We start from the raw sequence: 20930 nt of genomic DNA, 5'->3' as shown, positions 1-20930 counted from the left end.
GGTACGGTCCGGTCCAGAGTGGGAACGGGCCGTATCAGATCATGCCCGTCAGATCATGGCGAGAGATACCTTGCGTTGCGGCGGAGGGAAAGCATGATCCAGAACTTTCAGGTCCCCTTCAGTGAGGCTGATTTCCAAACTGGCAACATTGGAGAGGAGATGCTTTGGAGAGCCGGCCTTGGGAATAGCCATGACATTTTCCCGACGCATCACCCAGGCCAGTGCAATCTGAGCAGGGTCAGCCGGGCCAGCAGACGTCTCATGTCTCCCTGCGATCTCGGCAAGAGCGGGGTGCTGGAGAAGTTCGCCGCCCTGCCCCAGGGGAGAATAAGCCATCGTCACAGTGCCGGTCGAAAGATCATGATCCAGCAAGTCAAACTCTGTTCCGCGATGCTCCAGACTGTAAAGAACCTGATTGACCTGACAGGCCCCTGAAAGCGCCTCGATTTCTTCCATGTCATCGACATCGAAATTCGAAACACCCCATCCCCGGATCAGCCCGTCTGTCTGAAGGTCTTCAAACGCCCGGATTGTCTCTTCCAGTGGCGTACCACCACGCCAGTGCAGCAGATACATGTCCAGCCAGTCCGTATCCAGACGGTCCAGCGAACGCCGACAGGCCCGGCGCACGCCTTCATAAGACGCGTTGGACGGAAGGACCTTGCTGACGAGATAAACATCATCCCGCACATCCGCGATGGCTTCACCAACCAGCTTTTCAGACCGGCCGTTTCCATACATTTCCGCTGTGTCGATAACCCGCAGACCGGCTTCCAAACCCGTGCGCAAACTCTCGATTTCCAGAGCGCGACGATCTGCACTGTCTCCGACATTCCATGTCCCCATTCCCAATGCAGGAACGGTGGTGCCGTTGCGGAGCGTAACGGTTTTCATAAGGCGTCTCCCGGGAAGAACTCTGTCACACAACGACATACCCCCCGAAGATGTTCCGCCTGAACCTCAGCCGGACTTCTTCCAGCCCCGCTCCTGCTGCTGCCAGTACACAAGAGTATGGCCAGCCGCTTTCAAGGCTACCCATCTTTGACGGGCCCTCTGGACGCTCGCGGGGTCACGCCCATCGAACAGGTCAAAAATTCTTGTGAACGGAGAAAAATCGTCTTCTCCAGCGCCATCAATCCGAAACAGGAATTTTGCACCATTCGGCACATCAGTCCCTTCTGTCAGCCAGATTGGCTGCCAGGACGCATGACCCATCTTTGCGGTGCCATGCGGAAGCCACACAGGATCGCGGGACGCCCAGAGTGCGGCATCCAGAGCCGTAACGGACGCTGCATCGGGGCAACGGACCAAGGCCCGCTCCCCAACATCCAGCGTCTTACACAAAAGCGCAGGCAACGCCTCTTCCAGAGGCGTCCGCGTCAGATGATAAAATCCGACATCCACTCTCAGGCACGGGCCTCATGAGACAGTACGAACTGGTTCAGAAGACGAACCCCAAACCCAGTTGCACCCTTCGGAGCCGTCGGGGACGCCGTCGTCTTCCATGTCGTGCCGGCAATATCCAGATGCGCCCAGACAGTCTCACCAACGAAGCGCTTCAGGAACTCAGCCGCCAGAATGGCACTCCCCGGACGCCCACCAATGTTCTTCATATCAGCAATGTCAGAGTCGATCTGGCGGTTGTAGGCCTCGCCCATCGGCATCCGCCACAGACCTTCGCCAACCTGCTTTCCAGCCTCGAACAGACCGGAAGCCAGCGTGTCGTCATTGCTGAACAAACCTGCGTTTTCCGTTCCAAGGCTCACCACGATCGCACCGGTCAATGTGGCCAGATCGACCATCAGCTTTGGCTTGAAACGATCCTTTGTGTAGGCAAGAACATCCGCCAGAACCAAACGACCTTCGGCATCCGTGTTCAGCACTTCAATGGTCTGGCCGCTATAGCTCGTCACAATATCGCCCGGACGCTGGGCCCGGTCAGACACCATGTTTTCTACCAGTCCGACAACACCGATCGCATTCACGGGAGCCTTGCGGCGCGCCAGTGCGCTCATAAGGCCGATAACCGTGGCGGCACCGCCCATGTCGGTCTTCATTTCGTCCATGCCGGCAGCAGGCTTGATCGAAATTCCACCGCTATCAAACGTTACGCCTTTGCCGATGAAGGCCAGAGGCGCTTCATCACCACCGCCATTATGACGGACAATTACCGTGCGGGGCTTGTTCGCACTTCCCTGTGCCACACCCAGAAGGGCACCAAAGCCCAATTCCTGCATAGCGGCTTCATCGAGAACTTCCACTTCAAGACCCGTCTCACGGAGCGCCTCGATCCGCGCTGTGAACGTTTCCGGAGACAGAATGTTGGCGGGTTCGCTGATAAGGTCCCGGGTTAGAAACACACCGCGAGATACGGCATCCAGAGCCGTCCAGCGCGCTTCAGCGGCGACAACATCCGAAGCCACGACCGTCAAAGCCTTCAGAACCGGCCTCTCGGAAGACTTCTTCGTGCGATACAGAGCAAAGTCGTAACGAGCCAGACGCGCACCCAACGCAGCTTCCGGTGCAAATTCTGCAATATCTGCCGTCAGGGCGAGAGCAGCATCAGCCACGCCATCGAGCGCTTTAGCTGCTGAGCCACCAGCATTTTCAACAGCAACCGACCCGACAGCCGAGCCATCCTTAGCCGCACACCCCACCAGAACAACCTGAGACAGACCGGCAGATGGCGCCGTCAGCACAAGTGCCTGCCCAACTTCGCCCTTGAAACCCTTGAAAGACGCAGCACGGCTCAATGCACCAGCCGTCGCGTCATCGAGTGTCTTGAAGATGCTGTCTTCAAAGGTCGCCTTCCCATGCCCAATCAAGGCAACGGCCTGTGGCTGGGTGTCGTTCAGCGCTGGAAGCGAACCAAAAGAAATATCGAGCATATCGCACCTTTTGCATGGCAGAACCATTTCAGTGCTCCCGTTATCGGGAACAGCGTGCTTCCACACAAGAGGGGAGCAGTTCGATGAGCACAACGGAGACGTCACATGTCACTGCGTTCCGGCTTCATTTCCGCTGCGATCATCGCCTCATTGGCGTGCTCTGTTCCGCATGCAACAGCGCACGCGCCCTCCGGGCAACTCAGCCGGCTCTCACTCCTGCCCCTGCATGACGGACTGAACACTTTCGAAAGCCCACTCGGGCCGTTCTCCATTTTCCAAGCATGGCGGGACAACGGAAATGCATGGGGCTATCACATGTATGTTCTGACGACCGTCATCGACAAAAGAACAAGCGTCATTGGTATCGAAGGATCCTCAGAAACACCCGATCGCTCATTTGAAGACCATCTGAGAGATTCACCCCATACGGGTGAGGACGCGTTGACTACTATTCAGTTCGCTCATGGCGAACTGAATGGGAAACCCGCGACTCTCCTGTTCGAGGCCATTCGAAACCCAAAAGACGGCCCTGTAACCTCTCGGGGCCCAACCATCGTTTACATTTACAGCCTTGTCGCATCAGATGGCGCTCCTGGATGGACACCGCTCTATTTTCGCTTTTTCAAAAAGATCGCTGTCCCGGGCACATTCTGTAGCTCCGATATCGCATTGAAAGTCGCCACAGGCCTGCCCCTGTCCGCCGATGCGGGGCCGCCCTCCTCTCCAGATGGATGCTTCCCGTAATCACGACGTGACATCTCTCGCATCAGCACATGACGAAACGCCTTTCATGAAGTAGCCTTGCAGGCATGACCTCAGCCCCCCTCCATACGGTCTCCCCAGACGACGACCGCGCCCTGCTGTCCCTCGCATTCCGTCTGGCCTCGGAAGCAGCGGACATCATTAACGAAATCCGTGCCCGAGGCTTCCTCACGGAAGTCAAGAAAGACGCCTCTCCGGTTACGGAGGCAGATCGCGCCTCTGAAGATCACATCCTGCGCGGCCTGCGCACGGCGTGCCCGTCGCTTGCCGCAATCGGGGAAGAGGAAATGTCCGCGGGGATTGAGGTTACAGCCGGGAACGCCTACTGGCTGGTGGACCCACTGGACGGAACCCGCGGCTTCTCGTCCGGCGGCAAGGACTTTACCGTCAATATAGGCCTAATTCGTGGAGACAGACCCGCTCTGGGCGTCGTCGCACTTCCAGGATACGGACTGATCTACAGCGGGGGCATAGGGCTCGGCGCGCATCGTTTCGATGGTACGACCAGTACCTCTATCCACACGGCCAAACCTTCATCTGAAGGGCTACGCGTTCTAGCGTCCAGCCATCATGGGAATACCGAGCTTCTTGAGCGGTGGCTCGCCGGACGGAAAGTCGCATCCATCGACAAGCTGGCCTCCTCCGTAAAATTCATGCGCGTCGCAGAAGGCGCTGCGGATTTCTATCCCCGTTTTGGCCCGACAATGGAGTGGGACACCGCCGCTCCGCAGGCCATTCTCGAAGCCGCAGGGGGAAGCCTGCTGGATGAAAACGGCCAGCCCTTGCGTTACGGTAAGCCCGACCGCCTGAACTCTTCATTTTACTGCACCGGAGGCGCTTCGTGAGCGAGACCCTTAACACGGAATGCCTGACTGCTGACACAAACGGAATCCGCCGCGCTGCAGAGCTTCTGAAGGCCGGTAAGCTCGTCGCCTTCGGAACCGAGACCGTTTATGGCCTGGGGGCGCTCGCGTCGTCCGACACTGCAGTCGCGCGTATTTTTGCAGCCAAGGGACGTCCCCGCTTCAATCCCCTCATCAGCCATCTGGCAGATGCAGAAAGCGCCTTTGCACAGGCAGATCTGCATGGGCGGATCAAAGACATGGCGTATGCGCTGGCCGACAAGTTCTGGCCGGGGCCCCTGACGATGGTCCTGCCCCGCGGACCACACTCCACTGTTTCGGACTTGGCCGCCGCTGGCCTGAACACGCTGGCCCTTCGCGTCCCCCGAGGCAAAACGGCTCTTGCCCTCCTCCGTGAGGTTGGCGCCCCCATCGCAGCGCCATCTGCGAATATTTCCGGGACTGTCAGCCCGTCAGACGCCTCGCATGTTCTGCGGTCTCTGGATGGACGGATTGATGCCATTCTGGATTCTGGTCCGTGCTCCGTCGGAGTAGAAAGCACCGTTTTGGATCTCACACGCGATACACCTGTCCTGCTCAGGCCGGGTGGCGTGACACTGGAAGAACTGACGGCTCTCTGTGGCCCAATCCAGCATCCGGACGATTTTGCCGAAGCGCTTCCCTCTTCCCCTGGCAGGCTGGCATCGCATTATGCGCCTTCGCTGCCAGTCCGCCTTGACGCCTATGACGTCCGCCCCAACGAGGCTCTGCTGGCCTTTGGCCCGGCGCTTTCCAATGCTGGCTTGACCTGGAATCTGAGTGAAACCGGGAATCTGGAAGAGGCGGCGGCGCGCCTGTTTGCAGGGTTGCGCTTCCTGGACGCAGAAGGCACCAAACGCGGACTGACATGCATCGCGGCACAGCCCATTCCCCGTCAGGGCCTTGGGCTTGCAATTCGGGATCGGCTACGGCGTGCGGCTGAACCACGCCCACTTTCTCAAGCTCTTGGCTGACACATGGCCGAGAACCGCTTCGACCCCAAAGATATCAAAATTCTTTCCGATATTCTCGCGCTGGTTCTCGCAGAGCCCTCTGGTTCTGCCCAAAATGCGCTCGAAGCACTGCGTCTCCGTGCCAAACGCAATAATCTGTCAGGCGGCGCACTCAAAAACCTGTTCGCAAGCCTTGCTGCTGACACCGGACGCCAAAACGCAGCCGATCGGGAAAAACAGTTCCGCCAAAGAATTTCCGATCTTGAGCGTGAACTGCGCCAAGCCCAGGGTCATCTCCGGTCCGCTCAGGGCGCCCTCAGTCATACACAGATGGAGAGCCGAGCTCTCATGACCGAGATCGCGACACAGCGTGCCCAGCGCCCATGGCGTTACATTACAATTGCCTTTGGGATCAGCGCGGGGCTATTGCTTGGGATCGCGACAAGCCAGTTCTACCATAGCCTGACAGACCGGCCTCCGATTGACCGATCAGTCTACTTCCGCTGATACCGTTTTGTTTTTTTGCCTTTCTCCCGTCACAGGCTAAGGATAGATGAAGGGCCATGGCCTCTTCCCCCGGCGCTGCAAAGCGACATCTGCTGCCCCTTCTTGACCGATACGTTCTCCGCCAACTTGTCATCGCCCTTCTGGCGCTGACGGGAGGAGCCGTAGCGCTCATCTGGCTGACACAATCGCTGCATTTTGTATCGATGATTGTTCAGCATGGGCTGTCGCTGCGCGTCTTCCTGCAGCTTACCTCCCTGATGTTGCCGTCCTTTGTGGCTGTCATTCTGCCGATCACAACCTTCCTCGTGATCCTCTTCACCTATCAGCGAATGTCCGGCGACCGGGAAATGACCGTCATGCGCGCCGCTGGCCGTTCTCCCCTGGAACTGGCACGCCCTGGCCTGATCTGCGCAGGCGCCTGCGTGGGACTATGCTACGTTTTGACGCTCTGGCTGGCTCCGGTGTCCTATCACGCCTTCCACCGATACGAATTCCAGATCCGCAATCAGATGGCTGCCTTCCTGCTTCAGGATGGTGTTTTCACAAAGGTCTCGGGAGACATGACTGTGTATGTCCGCTCCCGGGATTCCAACGGGCTGCTGCACGGTGTTCTGGTGGAAGATGATCGTGATCCAGATGCCCATACGACCGTTCTGGCCGAACGGGGCACGATCGTAACCGTCAACAACAAGCCTCGCGTCGTCCTTTACAATGGCTCTCGTGAAGAAATTGACCGGCATACAGGGCGACTGAACGTCCTGACATTTGGCCGCAACACGATTGATCTAACGTCGTCCCGCCAGAACAACCATGAAGAGCGGGACGCATCGGAAATGCCATTGCACGATCTATTCCACCCTGATCCAAACGAGGTGTCCGAGCGTGACAGGGGCAAATTTGCGGTCGAAGGGTGGCATCGCCTGACTGCGCCACTGACTGTGCTATCCTTCGCCATGATCGGGCTTGTGGCTGTTCTTAGGGGGACGTTCTCCAGACATGGAAATATCACCCGTCCTCTCATCGCCATTCTGACAGTCGTGGGGCTTCTCGCACTTTCACTCATGCTGCAGAATTTTGCTGGCAGAAACCTTGCTCTTGTTCCCCTGCTCTGGGTTGCAGCCCTTCTTCCAAGCATCATCTGTGCAGCTCTTCTGTTCGCCGAGCAGTGGACCGGAACCACGCGCCAGACTGGACGCCCCTCATGAAATCCACCACTGACGGGTATCGCAGCTGGTTTTCCACGCTCATCCACACCCTGAGACCACAGGAAGCGGAAGTCGGGTTTTCTACGACCCTGGCGATCTACATCGCACGTCATTTCACGTTGAATACGCTGTCGATGGTTCTGGCTCTGACAGGGCTTGTGTCCCTGTTCGACTTCATTGATCTGCTCAGGCGCGCCGCAACCCGGCCCAATGTGCCCACCAGCCTCATTCTGGAAATCGCAGGGCTGCACATTCCGTATTACGTCATTTACGTGCTGCCGTTTGGTATTCTGCTTGGCGGAATTGTCTGCTTTTCCCGCCTGACACGGTCGTCCGAACTCATCGTCGCCAGAGCCGCAGGGATTTCTGCCTGGCAGTTCCTTGCCAGCCCTCTCTCCTGCGCCCTCCTGATCGGTCTGTTCACAACCACCGGCATCTCAGCGCTTTCCTCGTCGATGTATCGGCAGGCGGAGCTTCTGGATCAGTCTTATCTTCGAACGGGTGGTGGCGTTCTCACACTCAAGGGTGGCGAACTCTGGCTCAGGCAGGCCGACGATGGACTGACCCAACACGGCGTTGCCATTCTCCACGCCCAGAACGTCAAACTTGCGCAGGATACGCTCGATGTCTCCGGCGTGACCATTTTCCGCCTGGATGACCGGGACCGGCTGATCGTCCGTGTCGAAGCGCCAACCGGAACACTCGCCCATCAGCAGTGGAGCCTGAATGATTCGTCCCTGCTGCATCCAGACCATCTGCCGGAAAAAATCGGAACCCTGAGCCTTCCGTCCGATCTTACGGTCAGTCGCATTCAGGAAAGTTTTGCATCGCCCGATACGCTGTCGGTCTTTGCTCTACCCAGCTTTATCTCCCTTCTGGAGCGGTCCGGTTTCCCTTCAATTCGGCACAGGTTACATTTCCAATCGCTTCTGGCTCTTCCCATCCTTGCTGGTACAATGGCATTGGTGTCCGCAGGGTTTTCGATGCGTCCCGCACGACGCGGCGGAGTGGCCCGGATGCTGGGATCGGGAATTGCGGCAGGCTTTGCGCTTTTCACGATCTCGAAAGTGGCTGAACAGTTTGGTGAATCTGGCGCTTTGCCGCCGGTTCTTGCCGCATGGGCGCCCACGGGCGCAGGGCTCTGCCTTGCGGTCGCGCTTTTGCTGCATATGGAGGATGGTTGATGTCGGTGCCCCGGTGGCTCCCAAAACGCGCCCGCAGATGCGTCTCTCTTGCAGGCGTCGCCCTGACGGGAACTGCGCTCGTGGCGCCGCAGGACATGTTTGCCAATACGATGCAGCGCGACAATTCGCATATCATCGTCATTGGCAAGCCGACGTCCGAGCACGACCCTCTTACCTATCTGGCTGACAGCGAAAGCTACGCAAAGAACGGTCTTGTCACATGGGAAGGCAATGTCCGCATCTGGCAGGGCGACCACGCTCTCCGTGCCGACAAGATCACCTATGACCGGAACACAGGCGTTCTGGCAGCGCGCGGCCATGTCGCCATCATGGAACCAGATGGCAGCACCACCTATGCCGCCTATATGGAATTCAGCCATGGCATGCATGACGGCATTGGCACGTCCATCTACATGCAGATGCAGGATAATGCGAAGCTGGCCGGTAACGGCATGCGTCGCACCAATGGTCTGATCAATGATCTCTCACATGCCGTTTATACGGCGTGCAAGATCTGCGAAACAAACCCTGATGCTCCCCCGTTTTGGCAGTTCCAGGCCTATGGCGCGACGCAGGATGCCCAGCACAAGCGTATCGAGTTCAACCATGCCTGGTTGAAAATGCTCGGCCTGCCAGTGTTCTATTTCCCGTTCTTCTCGATGTCCGATCCTTCGGTCAAACGACAGAGCGGCTTCCTGATGGCCGGTATCAGCCCGCATGACCGCTATCTTGGAACGTATTTCACCCTTCCATATTTCTGGGCCATTGACGACAGTCAGGACCTCACCGTTCGTGGACTGGTCTCCACAAAGACCGGCCCGGAAATCACCAGCGAATATCGCCGCCGTTTCAACTTTGGCACGCTGGATATCACGGCTGGTGGCGCATACGACACCAACCGAGAGAGCCGCTACGTCAATACGTTCGGAAACAACGTCAACTCTTCAGGCGAATATGGCCTTCAGGGTTACGTGTTCGGTCAGGGCAATTTCGCGATCAACAAGCATTGGCAGGCAGGCATCAACGTCAATCTGGCGACGTCTGCCAATTACATGCGAGATTACCGCGTCCCTGGTTACGGTCAGGAATCGCTCAACTCGAACGTCTATCTTGAAGGCTACGGCGTAGGCGCATACGCCCGCCTCGACGCACAGGCCTATCAGGGCCTGAACCAGGGCGTCATTCAGAACTCTGAACTGCCATGGGCACTGCCGCGCTTCACTTACGCTTATCAGGGCCAGCCTGATGCACTGGGTGGGCGTTTCAGCATGAACACTACAGATTTTGACGTGTACCGTACAAAGGGCGTGTCTGATCAGCGTGGCCAGCTTCAGATGCAGTGGGACCGTCCGTTCCACAACAGTCTGGGCCAGCAGTGGCTTGTAACGGCACGGTTGGACTCAAACGTCTATCGGGCCACTCGCCTCGCACAGCAGCCGACCTATTACGCAGTTGGCGGCACAAAAATCACAGGGCAGGTTCTGCCAACCATTGCCGTCAAGATGAACTGGCCGTTCCTCCGGTCCTTCGCCCGCGGGCGTGGCACACAGGTTCTTGAGCCTATTGTTCAGCTGATTGCCGCGCCTAACACCGGCAACTCCGCCAACAGCAATATGCCGAATGAAGACAGCCTGACGTACGAATTCACCGATACAACCATGTTCTCCCTGAACCGCTACGCCGGTACAGATCGCCTCGATGGCGGATTGCGCGGCAATATCGGCGTTCATCAGAGCTGGACGTGGAACGGCCATTCCATCGACATGCTGGTGGGTGAAAGCATCCAGGAGCACATCACAAAGAACCGCATTCCGTATTCCGGCCTGGATCATCACCTTTCGGACCCGGTTGGCCGTGTGCGCTTCACACCCAACAAGTACCTCGATGTAACGGCCCGCGGTCGTTACAATCCATGGACTCATCAGGTGGACTACGGCGAAGGCCTGTTCAGCGCCGGCATTCCGGCTTTGCGCTTCAGTGCCGGCTACCTCTATGCCCCGGTGACACCGTATTATTATTACGCCACCAACTATCGTGAGAGCGGTGTAAACTCGCCCTATCTGGTCAAGACGAACGAAATTACGGGCAGTGTCTCTACCCACTGGCGCCAGTATCATGCGTCAGGCTTCTTCCGTCGCAGTCTGTCCCGGAAACAGTTCGTCGCAAATGGCGGAGATATTGGGTATTCCAACGACTGCTTCGGGCTGGATATCATGTATATCAAACAGTACACACGGATCGGCGGCGAGCAGCGGAACACCACTGTGATGTTCAACTTCACGTTCAAAACGATCGGCACTTTCGGAATTAACGGCTGAGCATGTCCAAGACCCATCGCATCGCATCTACTGCCCTGGTTGCCCTGCTGGCCTTCTCTGCGGCGGCTCCAACCGCCGTGGCGCATGCTGCACCCGCACACAAGAGTGCTCCCAAAAAGGAGCAGGCACCCGCAGCGAAACCGCCTGAAGACCAGATCCTGGCTGTTATCAACGGTCAGGTGCTGACCCAGCGTGATGTGGATAACCGCGCCAAGCTGTTCGTGCTTTCCACCGGCCTGCCCGTCAGCCCGGATGTCATGAACCGCATGCGCGGCCAGATCATTCACCAGTTGATCGAAGAACGCCTGAAGACTCAGGAAATGCTGAAGCGACACATCAATGTCGAGCCTGAGCAGATTGCCGGAGCCATCAGCAACATCGAACAGCGCAACGGCATGCCCAAAAATGCCCTGCGTGACCGTCTGGCATCCGATGGCGTTTCCCTGACAACGCTGATCGATCAGATCCGTGTGCAGATTGGCTGGATGCAGGTGCTTCGTGAACAGTTGGGTGAAGGGGGCCGCATTACAGCCACCCAGATCGCACAACGTGAGCAGGCCCTTCAGGCTGAGCAGGGTCGTGCGCAGTACATGATGAGCGAAATTTTCGTTCCTGTTGCTGACCCACGCCACGATGAAAACGAACTCACGTTCACACGCACCATCATCTCCCAGCTTCGCGAAGGCGCGCCCTTCCCGATTGTTGCCGCACAGTTCTCGCAGGCACAGTCTGCTCTCGACGGTGGCTCCATGGGCTGGGTGCAGGAAGACAACCTTGACCCACAGGTCGTGAATGTCGTGCGCCAGATGCCAATTGGTGCCATTTCCAACCCGATCCAGGTTGCTGGCGGCTTCGTCATTGCAACAGTTCAGGCCAAACGTGTCGTCGGCAAACAGATGGGCACACTCGTTGCCCTGCGTCAGGCCTTCTTCCCGTTCGATGCGCCGCTGAACCCGCAGAACCCTACACCTCAGCAGCAGGCGGCTCTTCAGAAGGCAACACACGCTGTTGAAACGATCCATAGCTGCGATGCTCTGGAAGCGCTTAACAAAGCCCAGGGTGAGAAGCGCCCCAGCAATCCCGGAACTCAGGTTCTGGAACGCCTGGCGCCCCAGATGCGCTCCATTATCGAGCCTCTGCCTATAAACAAGGTAAGCCATCCGCTGGTGTCCATGGATGGTATTGCCCTGTTGATGGTCTGTGACCGCCAGCAGAAAAATCTGGCACAGCAGACACCTGGGGAAATTGCCGATCAGCTCATGAATGAGCGGGTTGAGCAGGCGTCCCGTCAGCTCCAGCGGGATCTACAGCGCCGGTCCATCATCGATATCCGCCCCGCAGCGAAGCCGGCTCTCAACTGACGTGAGCCTTCCTTCTCTGAAAGAGTCCATCCAGGCTTACGGTCTGGATGCAAAAAAATCCCTCGGTCAGCACTTTCTTCTGGATCCCGGAATTTGTGCTCGGATCGTCGCCTTGGGTGGCGATCTGACGGGGCGAAGCGTTGTTGAAATCGGACCTGGTCCTGGTGGCCTGACACGCGCTCTGCTCGATAGTCCGGCAAGCCGTGTCGATGCTGTGGAAATTGATGAACGCGCGTGGCCGCTGCTCGAAGAGCTGGCCGGGCACTATCCGGATCGTCTGCATGTTATCCGGCAGGATGCCCTGAAACTGGATGCGGCGAACCTTGCCCCCGCTCCCAGACAGATCATCGCTAACCTGCCTTATAATGTTGCCACACCCCTTCTTGTTGGCTGGTTAAGACAGGCCCATTCGTGGGAACGCCTGTCTTTGATGTTCCAGCTTGAAGTTGCTGAACGCATCTGTGCTGAGCCAGATACGTCTGCGTACGGGCGGCTTGCTGTTCTGGCCCAATGGTGCGCGTCCTGCTCCGTGGCTCTGCGCATTCCACCAGGGGCATTTTCCCCGCCGCCCAAGGTTCACTCAGCCGTTGCGGTTCTCATTCCGCATGCAGAGCAGCCCGCACCAGAGCTTTTCCGTGCGATCGAGCGCGTCACAGCCGCCGCGTTCGGACAACGCCGCAAGATGCTACGATCATCTCTCAAATCAATTGGTGGGGAAGCACTTCTGGACGCTGCGGGTATCGAGCCCACACGCCGGGCTGAAACCCTGAGCGTTGCAGAATTTGGCCGCCTTGCAGAGCTACATCTTGCCCGCTCCCGCGCCTGAGAACCTTTCCCGCTGTCGTTGGGCCGCAACAGACCCCCTTCTTCGCCAGTACCATGACGAAGAGTGGGGCGTTCCGATCCGTGATAGCCGTGAGCTGTGGGAGACCCTTGTTCTGGAAAGCTTTCAGGCTGGCTTGTCCTGGGCAATTGTTCTGAAACGGCGCGAAGGGTTTCGGAAAGCCTTCGCTAACTTTGACCCTGAAAAAGTAGCCCTCTTTACGGAACAGGATATCGACCGCCTCATGCAGGATCCCGGCATCATCCGGGCCCGTGCCAAGATCAAAGCCACCATAGGCAATGCACAAGCCTACCTCGCGATGAAGAAACAAGGCGAAGATTTCGCAGGGTTCATTGCCTCACTGGTCCCGAATGCTCCGATTTATAATTCGACCGGAGCAGTTTTGGCGCAGTCGCCTCTTTCAGTAGTTGTGTCTAAAGCTTTAAAAGCCCGAGGTTTTCGCTTCGTCGGACCTGTCATCGTGTATGCTTGGATGCAGGCCGTGGGTCTGATCCACGATCATGACCCATCCTGCTTTCGCTACAACCCCCAAGTCTAAAAACTCAGACCGCACTTTTCGCACGCTCATTCTCAAACATGTAATCACGCGTCAAAGGCACAGCATCTACGGACCGTGTCAGCTGAAGCTGAAAATTCATGTGCCCTTGCACCCGGAACGCCAGCTCGCTTCCCACGAGATACAACTCGAACATCCGCACAAACCGTTCGTCATACAGATCAATGATTTTCTGTCTGTTGGCCTCAAAACGCTTACGCCATTCTGCAATTGTCTTGGCATAGTGCAGACGCAGCACTTCGCAGTCCGTCATCCAAAGGCCAGTGCGCTCAACAGCAGCCAGCGTCTCGCTTAAAGACGGGGAATATCCACCCGGAAAGATGTATTTCTGGAGCCAGGCATTAGTCGTTCCAGGCCCATCCGTTCGACCGATCGAGTGGATCAAAGCCACACCATCCGGCTTCAGACATTCCTTGATGCCTCGAAAATAGCGCTCAAATTGCGGTTGCCCAACATGCTCGAACATTCCGACTGACACGACACGATCGAACTCGTGATGAACGTTGCGGTAGTCCATAAGCTCGAAACGGACCTGCCCTTCCAGCCCCTCGGCGCGCACCCGAGCTCGCGCTTCCTCTAATTGTTCCTTGGAAAGCGTAATACCGACAACCGTTGCGCCATATTCTTTTGCCAGTGTCAGCGCCAGACCGCCCCAACCACAGCCAATATCCAGAACTTCCAGTCCCGGACGATTGAGATTCAATTTGGAGGCAATGTGTCGCTTCTTCGCGATCTGAGCCTCCTCAAGCGTCATATCTTCACGCTGGAAATAAGCGCAGGAGTACTGGCGGTCCTTGTCCAGAAACAAGTCATAAAGGCGACCATTCAGATCATAATGATGCGCAACATTCCGGCATGACCGCTTGAGGGAATTTAGCCCCTTGAAAGGTCGGAGAAGGTAACGGAGTCGATCCTCGATCTCTTCAAAAACATGACCACCTTGGGTGATGTTCGCCATGAGGACGATCATCAGTGTCTCAAGAGTGCATCCTTCCGGCGCAAGTTCGCCAGCCATGTATTCTTCGCCAAACGCCAACCCGGAATTAATAACCAGAGAACGCTCAGCCTGTTTTGTTTTGAGATGTAAGCCCGCTTCAACGCCGGGCAAGGCCCCACGATAGGTTTGTATCGTGCCGTCACTGAACGTGACTCGCAACGTTCCGACCTGAATAAATTTCTTCAGAACGAAATCGAGAATGGGTTTCACGCCTGTCTCCCTCCTGTTCACGCGTCATGACAAGACATGACACAGTCTTCAGTTGCCTGACCGGGAGAGCAGACATCAAAAAACCCGGCGCGGGAATACCCGGCCGGGTTTTCTGTTGGCTATGCCAGCGAAATCAGCCTTCGGCTTCTTCCGTGACTGCAGCTTCGGCAGCAGCTTCTTCAGCTGCGTTCTCTGCCTGCAGTTCACCGAGGATGTTGTCATCCTCTTCTTCCACGCCAACGGCTTCGCCGCGGGCCTGGCGCTCAGCTTCTTCAGCAGAACGTGCAACGTTGACTGTCAGCGGAATGGAAACTTCCGGGTGCAGGACGATGCGGGCTTCCGTCAGGCCAAGAGACTTGATCGGGTGAGCCAGAACAACCTGCTGACGAGCAACCGTAAGGCCAGCATCCGTAGCAGCAACAGCGATATCACGCGTGCTGACGGAGCCGTACAGGTTGCCGCTGTCACTTGCCTGACGGATGATGACGACAGACAGGCTGTCCATACGTTCGGCAAGACGCTCAGCTTCTTCGCGCTTCTTGATGTTCAGCGCTTCAAGCTGGGCGCGCTCCGTGTCAAAGCGCTTGCGGTTTGCGGCCGTAGCACGCATCGCCTTGCCTTGCGGAAGCAGGAAGTTACGGGCGTAACCCGGCTTCACGGAAACAAGATCGCCCATCTGGCCGAGATGCTCGACCCGCTGGAGCAGGATCAGTGCGGTCTGGGACATGGTGCTCTCCTCAGCTTACGACGTAGGGGAGCAGGGCAAGGAAGCGGGCACGCTTGATAGCCTGCGCCAGCTCACGCTGCTTCTTGGCCGAAACAGCCGTGATACGGCTCGGCACGATCTTGCCACGCTCAGAGAGGAAGCGGCTCAGAAGACGCACGTCCTTGTAGTCGATCTTCGGCGCATTCGGGCCGGAGAACGGGCAGGACTTACGACGACGATAAAAAGGACGGCGTGCGCCGACAGCCGTGCGACGGGCTGCTGGGTTGACGTCGTTCACGTCGGTGGTGGTTGTATCGGACATGTTTCTTACTCCGCTCCAGCCGCCTCACGAGCATCGTCCTGCTCGCCGCGTGCACGGTATTCTTCACGGTCTTCGCTGCCACGACGCGGGCCGCCACGGCCGCTCTCGAAGCGACCAGCCGGCTTGGAGCCGCCACGGAAGCTACCACGGTCGCCGCGGTCATCATTCTTGCGAGCAAGAACCGGGGACGGAGTTTCGTCGATTTCGTCAACGCGAAGCGTCAGAACGCGAAGCACGTCTTCGTTCAGGCCGAGCTGACGCTCAACTTCACGAAGCGTATCCGGCGTGCAGTCGATACCGAGCAGGACGTAATGGCCCTTACGGTTCTTCTTGATGCGGTATGCGAGCGAACGGAGACCCCAGAATTCGCGCTTCTGGATGGAACCACCATTCTCGGTCAGCAGGGCTTCAATGGTCTCAACCAGGCTCTCGACCTGTGCCTGAGACACATCGTTACGTGCGATGAGCACGCTTTCGTACAGTGGCATGAAAACTCCCTTCGGATAAGGTCAACCCAACTGGTCCAGCCCGTGCCAGAGACAGTGCAATCTTTGGGGAAAGCGCGGGTATAGCCGGCGCGACGCCACATCGCCCGGCAGGGAAAGGCTGCATTAATCATGCAGCCTAACGGAAATCAAGGATAAACTCAGAGTCGACGCAGCTCTGCCGGGACATATTCGTCAGGAACGTTCCAGATTTCCTGAACAACATACTGAATTACAAACCCACATTTCTGATAATTGGTCAGAGCTCTGGGATGATCCAGTGTGCAGGTATTGACCCGCAATCGCCAGCACCCTGCCGCAAACGCCTGAGAAATTGCGGAATCCAGCAATGCCCGACCTAAGCCATGACCAATCGCTGCTGGCAGAAGTCCGAAGTACGCCAGATTGGCGTCTCCACCCTCTCTCAGATCCAGTTCGTAAAACCCGAGAGGCGTACCATCTGCCTGCCAGAGCACCATGAAGTAAACGTCAGGATCATGGACAATTTCAGCAAGTTTTTCGTCCGGCATCGGACGACGCATCCACCAGCAATATGCCTCACCGACTTCCCGATAAAGCTTTCGGTATAGCGGCAATGCCGGAGGGAGAACTCTCTCAAGAGAGACGCCCTCTGGCAAAACCGGAGCTGGGCGGCTTGCCCTCGTCTCCAGAAAAGTCACACCCACCTCAAAACGGGTGGATGATCCCTGCGGATGAAGCCAGGCCGGCAGCATGACCCAGACGATCAGTTATCGTCGAGGAAGGAACGCAGCTTGCGGCTGCGGCTCGGGTGCTTGAGCTTGCGAAGAGCCTTTGCCTCGATCTGACGGATACGCTCACGCGTCACGTTGAACTGCTGGCCCACTTCCTCAAGGGTGTGGTCCGTGTTCATGCCAATACCGAAGCGCATCCGTAGAACGCGTTCTTCACGTGGTGTCAGGGATGCCAGAACGCGCGTGGTTGCTTCACGCAGGTTGGTCTGGATCGCGGCATCCAACGGAATAACAGCCGTCTTATCCTCGATGAAGTCACCAAGATGGCTGTCTTCCTCGTCGCCAATCGGCGTTTCAAGAGAGATCGGCTCCTTGGCGATCTTCAGGACCTTCCGAACCTTCTCCAACGGCATGCCAAGCTTCTCAGCCAGCTCTTCCGGAGCAGGCTCGCGCCCGATCTCATGCAGCATCTGACGGGACGTCCGCACCAGCTTGTTGATCGTTTCGATCATGTGCACCGGAATACGGATGGTTTTGGCCTGATCGGCGATAGAACGCGTGATCGCCTGACGGATCCACCAGGTGGCATAGGTCGAGAACTTGTAACCGCGACGGTACTCGAACTTGTCCACCGCCTTCATCAGACCGATGTTGCCTTCCTGAATCAGATCCAGGAACTGCAGACCACGGTTCGTGTACTTCTTGGCAATCGAGATCACGAGACGCAGGTTGGCCTCGATCATTTCCTTCTTGGCACGCGTGGAGTCACGCTCACCACGGGAAATGGTCGCATACACACGACGGAACTCCCCAACCGGCAGGCCAGTCTCGTGAGAAAGCGCCGCAAGATCAGCACGCATGGACCGGATCTGGTCCAGGTGCTTGGTCGTCAGCGTCTTCCAACCCTTACCGGGCAGAGTGCAGATAAAATCAACCCAGGTCGGGTCCATCTCGCGGTTACGATACTTCAGCAGGAAATCGTCACGCGAAATCTTGCAGCCCTCAGCCAGACGCAGCAAGCGGCCTTCGAGATTGTTCAGACGCTGAACATGCATCTTGATCTGGGCAACAAGCTCTTCAATCCGGTTGTTATGCAGGTGAACCTGCTCCACCAGACTGACCAGTTCATGGCGCAGTTCTTCGTAGATGTTCTCAGACTTGTCCGAGCTTTCCTCACCAGCCGTCAGGGCCTCCAGACGCTTGACCTGAAGCTGACGCAGCTTGTGATACAGCGGCTCAATGGCTTCGAAGCGGGCCAGAATTTCTGGCTTCAGCTTCTCTTCCAGAGCAGACAGGGACAGGCCACTGCCTTCCTGCTGATCGCCGTCGCCTTCTTCGGCATCGTCGTCCGTGGCGTCTTCGTCAGCCGCAGCTTCCTCGCCTTCCTCGCCCTCTTCGCCTTCAGGACCCGGACCGACAGCCTGACTGGCTTCCAGATCGACGATGTCACGGAGCAGCATTTCGCCGTCCTTGAGGCGTTCATGCCAGGAAATGATCGCGCGGATCGTCAGCGGGCTTTCGCAAAGCCCGCCAATCATCTCGTCACGACCAGCTTCAATGCGCTTGGCGATCGCGATTTCGCCTTCGCGGGACAGGAGCTCTACAGACCCCATCTCACGCAGATACATCCGAACCGGATCATCCGTGCGGCTGGCAGCCTCGGCATCAATATTGCCGCCCTGAGGCTCATCTGATTCCTCAGCTTCTTCCTTGGCTTCTTCCTGAGCCGGCTCAGCTTCGTCCTGTTCTTCGTTTTCCAGAACCTGAATGCCCATCTCTGACAGAGCTGCCATCACGTCTTCGATCTGCTCAGAGGACATCTGGTCCTGCGGCAGAACGGCGTTCAGCTCGTCAAAGGTAATATGGCCACGCTCACGCCCTTTGGCGATCAGCCGCTTCACGGCAGCGGATTGCGTATCAAGAAGAGTGGCATCCCCCTCCTGTTCCTGCGCGTTCCGATCCGTACCAGAGGCTGTTTTCGTCGCCATGCGTCTCTCCCTCAACTCCACCGAAAGCAAGCAATTCGGCAGCGTGCAGGTGGTCGATCCTGAGCCGTAAGTCAAGGTTTAGACGAAAAAGAAAGCAACTTCAGGGCAATAAAAAACGTTAGCCCCGGCCTTTTTCACCCTTCTTCTTCAACATCCTCACCTCGCCGCAGCGCTTCCAGAACCCTCATCCGCGCCAGCAGGCTTTCCGGAAAAGATGAGTCTCCGCCTCCCCCACCAGAATAGACCTGCATGATGGTTGCCTGAATGTCATTGGCCACTTCGCGCTCGAAATTGCGAAAATTTACAAGCCCGTAAAAGTGCCACCAGCTCTCCACAACATCGATCTTAAGAACTTCATCCCTGTCTTTTCCAAGCCCCACTTCCCGAGGCATCGGACTTTCTGTCACGGCCCCCACGATATCCGTCAGCCCATGAGCCTCGATCCAGCGATGGCAGTTCTCTTCCGTCAGATCCTCGTCCTGGCAACTCCAGTCCAAAAGGGCGGAGCGAATCCGATCCAGATCCACTGGGAGAGCCAGACTACTATAGGCCTGCTCAACCTCCGGAAGAATATCCGGATAGCGCAGCAGCATCGCAGTCAGAATGTTAAGACGCTCTACACTCCCCTGCTCGATATGCCTCATCTCGCCAGGGGCCTGCGTTGAAAGAGGAAGCGGTGCCCCTTTCTTCTGGAACGGCTTTTTACTTCCACCACCGCGCCTGAAGCGCGCGAAAAACATATCCAGAAACGTACTGCGATACTCAGACGCAAGTGCCCGATCCGGGATCAGCTTTGACAAAGCAACAAGCTTCTCACGCAACGCCGCCCGCTGATCGGGACCGGGATCAACCATCCCCCCTGTCATCAACCCGAACAATTCAGTTGCCAGAGACGTCGCCCCAGACAGGGCTTCCTTCATGGCCGCAACGCCGCGTGTACGGATCAGACTGTCCGGGTCATCTTTAGGGTCCAGGCGGCAGAACCTGAGCGTTCGTTCGGGAGACAACAGCGGAAGCGCGACTTCACAGACCCGCAAAGCGGCGCGGGCTCCTGCCGCATCACCATCCAGACACAGGATCGGAGAGGGCGTCATGCGCCACAGCAGATCGAGCTGCTCTTCGCCCAGCGCAGTCCCCAACGGCGCCACAGCACCGCCAAAGCCTGCCTGGTCCAGAGCAATGACATCCATATACCCTTCAACCACAACAAGCTCAGCGCCCTTGTGGACAGCCTCACGCGCCAGATCGAGGTTGTAGAGTATGCGCCGCTTGGAGAAGAGCGCCGTTTCCGGACCATTGAGATATTTTGGTTGCCCGTCCCCCAGGGTGCGCGCGCCAAAAGAAATCAGCTTGCCGCGGCGATCCCGGATCGGAAACGTCACGCGATTGAAAAACAGTTCCCCTTTGGGCTGTCCCCGGTCATCCACGCGCAAAATGCCCGCCTGAACCAGCATTTCAGGCGTTACATCATGGGCGCGCAATTCTTCAACCAGATGCCGCCCATCGCCAGACCACCCCAAACCAAACCGCTCGATAGTCGCGTCACTCAGTCCGCGCCCACGCAGATAAGCGAGCCCTTCCCGTCCTTCCGGAAGGAAGAGCCGACGCCGGTAACTGGCCTGAACAAGGGACAGAACATCGCCAAGAGATTTGACCTCCCGCGCACGCGCCTCACTCCGTGGGTCCTGCTTCGGAACTTCAAGGCCTGCTTCAGCGGCTAGTTGCTCAACAGCCTCAGGGAAACTCCTGCCGTCGCTCTGCATGACAAAAGAGATCGCATCGCCATGCGCGCCACAGCCAAAGCAATGAAAATGATCATCATAAACGTAGAAAGACGGCGTTTTTTCCCCGTGGAAAGGACAGCATGTCTTCCAGTTACGACCGGAGCGAACCAGCTTGTTACGACGCCCGATCAGGGAGGCCAGCGGCGTTCGATTGCGGAGTTCGTCCAGAAAGGCGGCGTCGAATGCCATCGGGCAGCAGGAGCCTTTCAATCAGTTCCGTCGGAAGAGATGGCTCTTACAAGCCTGAGACAGGAAAATCTACTCTG

Annotated in this window: 20 protein-coding genes; 10 read left to right on the top strand and 10 right to left on the bottom strand. The window is 57.3% G+C overall.

Annotated features, from left to right (window positions below):
- Nucleotides 1–48 precede the first annotated feature (48 nt).
- The 3 genes from M2305_RS10335 to M2305_RS10325 all read right to left on the bottom strand — a co-directional run bounded on the left by M2305_RS10335 (nucleotide 49) and on the right by M2305_RS10325 (nucleotide 2888).
- Nucleotides 49–894 carry an aldo/keto reductase gene (locus M2305_RS10335; RefSeq protein ID WP_264649290.1) on the bottom strand — a complete coding sequence of 282 codons (846 nt, stop codon included), beginning with the start codon at nucleotides 892–894 and terminating at the stop codon, nucleotides 49–51.
- Nucleotides 895–960: 66 nt separating this feature from the next.
- Complete coding sequence (locus M2305_RS10330; protein WP_264649289.1) at nucleotides 961–1404, bottom strand: DNA polymerase III subunit chi; 444 nt, start codon at nucleotides 1402–1404, stop codon at nucleotides 961–963.
- Between the two features lie 2 nt (nucleotides 1405–1406).
- Entirely contained in the window at nucleotides 1407–2888 is a 1482-nt protein-coding gene (locus tag M2305_RS10325; protein WP_264649288.1) for a leucyl aminopeptidase, read from the bottom strand.
- Nucleotides 2889–2993: 105 nt separating this feature from the next.
- Between M2305_RS10325 and M2305_RS10320 the strand changes: the two genes are divergently transcribed.
- From M2305_RS10320 to M2305_RS10275, 10 genes are all read left to right on the top strand, one after another.
- A complete protein-coding gene (locus tag M2305_RS10320) occupies nucleotides 2994–3632 on the top strand; it encodes a hypothetical protein (RefSeq protein WP_264649287.1) in 639 nt (212 codons plus the stop codon).
- A gap of 65 nt (nucleotides 3633–3697) precedes the next feature.
- Nucleotides 3698–4495: a 3'(2'),5'-bisphosphate nucleotidase CysQ family protein gene (locus M2305_RS10315; RefSeq protein ID WP_264649286.1), complete on the top strand. Its 798-nt coding sequence runs from the start codon at nucleotides 3698–3700 to the stop codon at nucleotides 4493–4495.
- Nucleotides 4492–5505 (top strand): L-threonylcarbamoyladenylate synthase, encoded by a 1014-nt coding sequence (locus M2305_RS10310; protein ID WP_211501388.1) that lies wholly within the window; start codon nucleotides 4492–4494, stop codon nucleotides 5503–5505. Before M2305_RS10315 ends, M2305_RS10310 begins: the two co-directional genes overlap by 4 nt.
- A 3-nt stretch (nucleotides 5506–5508) precedes the next feature.
- Nucleotides 5509–5991 (top strand): hypothetical protein, encoded by a 483-nt coding sequence (locus M2305_RS10305; protein ID WP_086632992.1) that lies wholly within the window; start codon nucleotides 5509–5511, stop codon nucleotides 5989–5991.
- Nucleotides 5992–6047: 56 nt separating this feature from the next.
- Entirely contained in the window at nucleotides 6048–7196 is a 1149-nt protein-coding gene (gene lptF, locus M2305_RS10300) for an LPS export ABC transporter permease LptF (RefSeq protein ID WP_264649285.1), read from the top strand.
- Nucleotides 7193–8380, top strand: coding sequence for an LPS export ABC transporter permease LptG (gene lptG, locus M2305_RS10295; protein ID WP_264649284.1), 1188 nt, complete (start codon nucleotides 7193–7195; stop codon nucleotides 8378–8380). Before lptF ends, lptG begins: the two co-directional genes overlap by 4 nt.
- The gene (locus M2305_RS10290; RefSeq protein ID WP_099213215.1) at nucleotides 8380–10698 is read left to right on the top strand and encodes an LPS-assembly protein LptD; all 2319 of its coding nucleotides are present in this window, start codon (nucleotides 8380–8382) and stop codon (nucleotides 10696–10698) included. Before lptG ends, M2305_RS10290 begins: the two co-directional genes overlap by 1 nt.
- 2 nt (nucleotides 10699–10700) lie before the next feature.
- Nucleotides 10701–12059 carry a peptidylprolyl isomerase gene (locus tag M2305_RS10285; RefSeq protein ID WP_099213214.1) on the top strand — a complete coding sequence of 453 codons (1359 nt, stop codon included), beginning with the start codon at nucleotides 10701–10703 and terminating at the stop codon, nucleotides 12057–12059.
- A 1-nt stretch (nucleotide 12060) separates the two neighbouring features.
- On the top strand, nucleotides 12061–12885 hold the full coding sequence (gene rsmA / locus M2305_RS10280; protein WP_264649283.1) for a 16S rRNA (adenine(1518)-N(6)/adenine(1519)-N(6))-dimethyltransferase RsmA: 825 nt from the start codon (nucleotides 12061–12063) through the stop codon (nucleotides 12883–12885).
- The gene (locus M2305_RS10275; protein ID WP_264649282.1) at nucleotides 12866–13441 is read left to right on the top strand and encodes a DNA-3-methyladenine glycosylase I; all 576 of its coding nucleotides are present in this window, start codon (nucleotides 12866–12868) and stop codon (nucleotides 13439–13441) included. The genes rsmA and M2305_RS10275 overlap by 20 nt, the downstream gene beginning before the upstream one ends.
- 4 nt (nucleotides 13442–13445) lie before the next feature.
- Here the strand turns inward: M2305_RS10275 and M2305_RS10270 are convergent, their stop codons facing one another.
- The 7 genes from M2305_RS10270 to dnaG form a co-directional block, all read right to left on the bottom strand.
- Nucleotides 13446–14666 carry a class I SAM-dependent methyltransferase gene (locus tag M2305_RS10270; protein WP_264649281.1) on the bottom strand — a complete coding sequence of 407 codons (1221 nt, stop codon included), beginning with the start codon at nucleotides 14664–14666 and terminating at the stop codon, nucleotides 13446–13448.
- 133 nt (nucleotides 14667–14799) lie between these two features.
- Nucleotides 14800–15393, bottom strand: a complete 594-nt coding sequence (gene rplI / locus M2305_RS10265) for a 50S ribosomal protein L9 (RefSeq protein ID WP_064275005.1) — start codon at nucleotides 15391–15393, stop codon at nucleotides 14800–14802.
- A 10-nt stretch (nucleotides 15394–15403) separates the two neighbouring features.
- A complete protein-coding gene (rpsR, locus tag M2305_RS10260; protein ID WP_046901240.1) occupies nucleotides 15404–15694 on the bottom strand; it encodes a 30S ribosomal protein S18 in 291 nt (96 codons plus the stop codon).
- A gap of 5 nt (nucleotides 15695–15699) precedes the next feature.
- Nucleotides 15700–16182, bottom strand: a complete 483-nt coding sequence (rpsF, locus tag M2305_RS10255; RefSeq protein WP_046901239.1) for a 30S ribosomal protein S6 — start codon at nucleotides 16180–16182, stop codon at nucleotides 15700–15702.
- Between the two features lie 158 nt (nucleotides 16183–16340).
- A complete protein-coding gene (locus M2305_RS10250) occupies nucleotides 16341–16913 on the bottom strand; it encodes a GNAT family N-acetyltransferase (RefSeq protein WP_046901238.1) in 573 nt (190 codons plus the stop codon).
- An 11-nt stretch (nucleotides 16914–16924) separates the two neighbouring features.
- On the bottom strand, nucleotides 16925–18880 hold the full coding sequence (rpoD, locus tag M2305_RS10245) for an RNA polymerase sigma factor RpoD (protein ID WP_064275007.1): 1956 nt from the start codon (nucleotides 18878–18880) through the stop codon (nucleotides 16925–16927).
- A 134-nt stretch (nucleotides 18881–19014) separates the two neighbouring features.
- Entirely contained in the window at nucleotides 19015–20853 is a 1839-nt protein-coding gene (dnaG, locus tag M2305_RS10240; RefSeq protein WP_264649280.1) for a DNA primase, read from the bottom strand.
- Nucleotides 20854–20930 lie beyond the last annotated feature (77 nt).

The sequence above is a fragment of the Gluconobacter cerinus genome (assembly GCF_025961355.1).
Classification (GTDB): Bacteria; Pseudomonadota; Alphaproteobacteria; order Acetobacterales; family Acetobacteraceae; genus Gluconobacter; species Gluconobacter cerinus.
This window is presented reverse-complemented; position numbering and strand designations above follow the sequence as displayed.

Bases quoted from the DNA above. Each gene is read 5' to 3' on its own strand.
- M2305_RS10290 (WP_099213215.1), top strand. From the start codon at position 8,380: ATGTCGGTGCCCCGGTGGCTCCCAAAACGCGCCCGCAGATGCGTCTCT.
- M2305_RS10315 (WP_264649286.1), top strand. From the start codon at position 3,698: ATGACCTCAGCCCCCCTCCATACGGTCTCCCCAGACGACGACCGCGCC.
- rpoD (WP_064275007.1), bottom strand. From the start codon at position 18,880: ATGGCGACGAAAACAGCCTCTGGTACGGATCGGAACGCGCAGGAACAG.
- lptG (WP_264649284.1), top strand. From the start codon at position 7,193: ATGAAATCCACCACTGACGGGTATCGCAGCTGGTTTTCCACGCTCATC.
- M2305_RS10250 (WP_046901238.1), bottom strand. From the start codon at position 16,913: ATGCTGCCGGCCTGGCTTCATCCGCAGGGATCATCCACCCGTTTTGAG.
- lptF (WP_264649285.1), top strand. From the start codon at position 6,048: ATGGCCTCTTCCCCCGGCGCTGCAAAGCGACATCTGCTGCCCCTTCTT.
- rpsF (WP_046901239.1), bottom strand. From the start codon at position 16,182: ATGCCACTGTACGAAAGCGTGCTCATCGCACGTAACGATGTGTCTCAG.
- M2305_RS10335 (WP_264649290.1), bottom strand. From the start codon at position 894: ATGAAAACCGTTACGCTCCGCAACGGCACCACCGTTCCTGCATTGGGA.
- M2305_RS10320 (WP_264649287.1), top strand. From the start codon at position 2,994: ATGTCACTGCGTTCCGGCTTCATTTCCGCTGCGATCATCGCCTCATTG.
- rplI (WP_064275005.1), bottom strand. From the start codon at position 15,393: ATGTCCCAGACCGCACTGATCCTGCTCCAGCGGGTCGAGCATCTCGGC.
- rpsR (WP_046901240.1), bottom strand. From the start codon at position 15,694: ATGTCCGATACAACCACCACCGACGTGAACGACGTCAACCCAGCAGCC.
- M2305_RS10285 (WP_099213214.1), top strand. From the start codon at position 10,701: ATGTCCAAGACCCATCGCATCGCATCTACTGCCCTGGTTGCCCTGCTG.
- M2305_RS10305 (WP_086632992.1), top strand. From the start codon at position 5,509: ATGGCCGAGAACCGCTTCGACCCCAAAGATATCAAAATTCTTTCCGAT.
- M2305_RS10325 (WP_264649288.1), bottom strand. From the start codon at position 2,888: ATGCTCGATATTTCTTTTGGTTCGCTTCCAGCGCTGAACGACACCCAG.
- dnaG (WP_264649280.1), bottom strand. From the start codon at position 20,853: ATGGCATTCGACGCCGCCTTTCTGGACGAACTCCGCAATCGAACGCCG.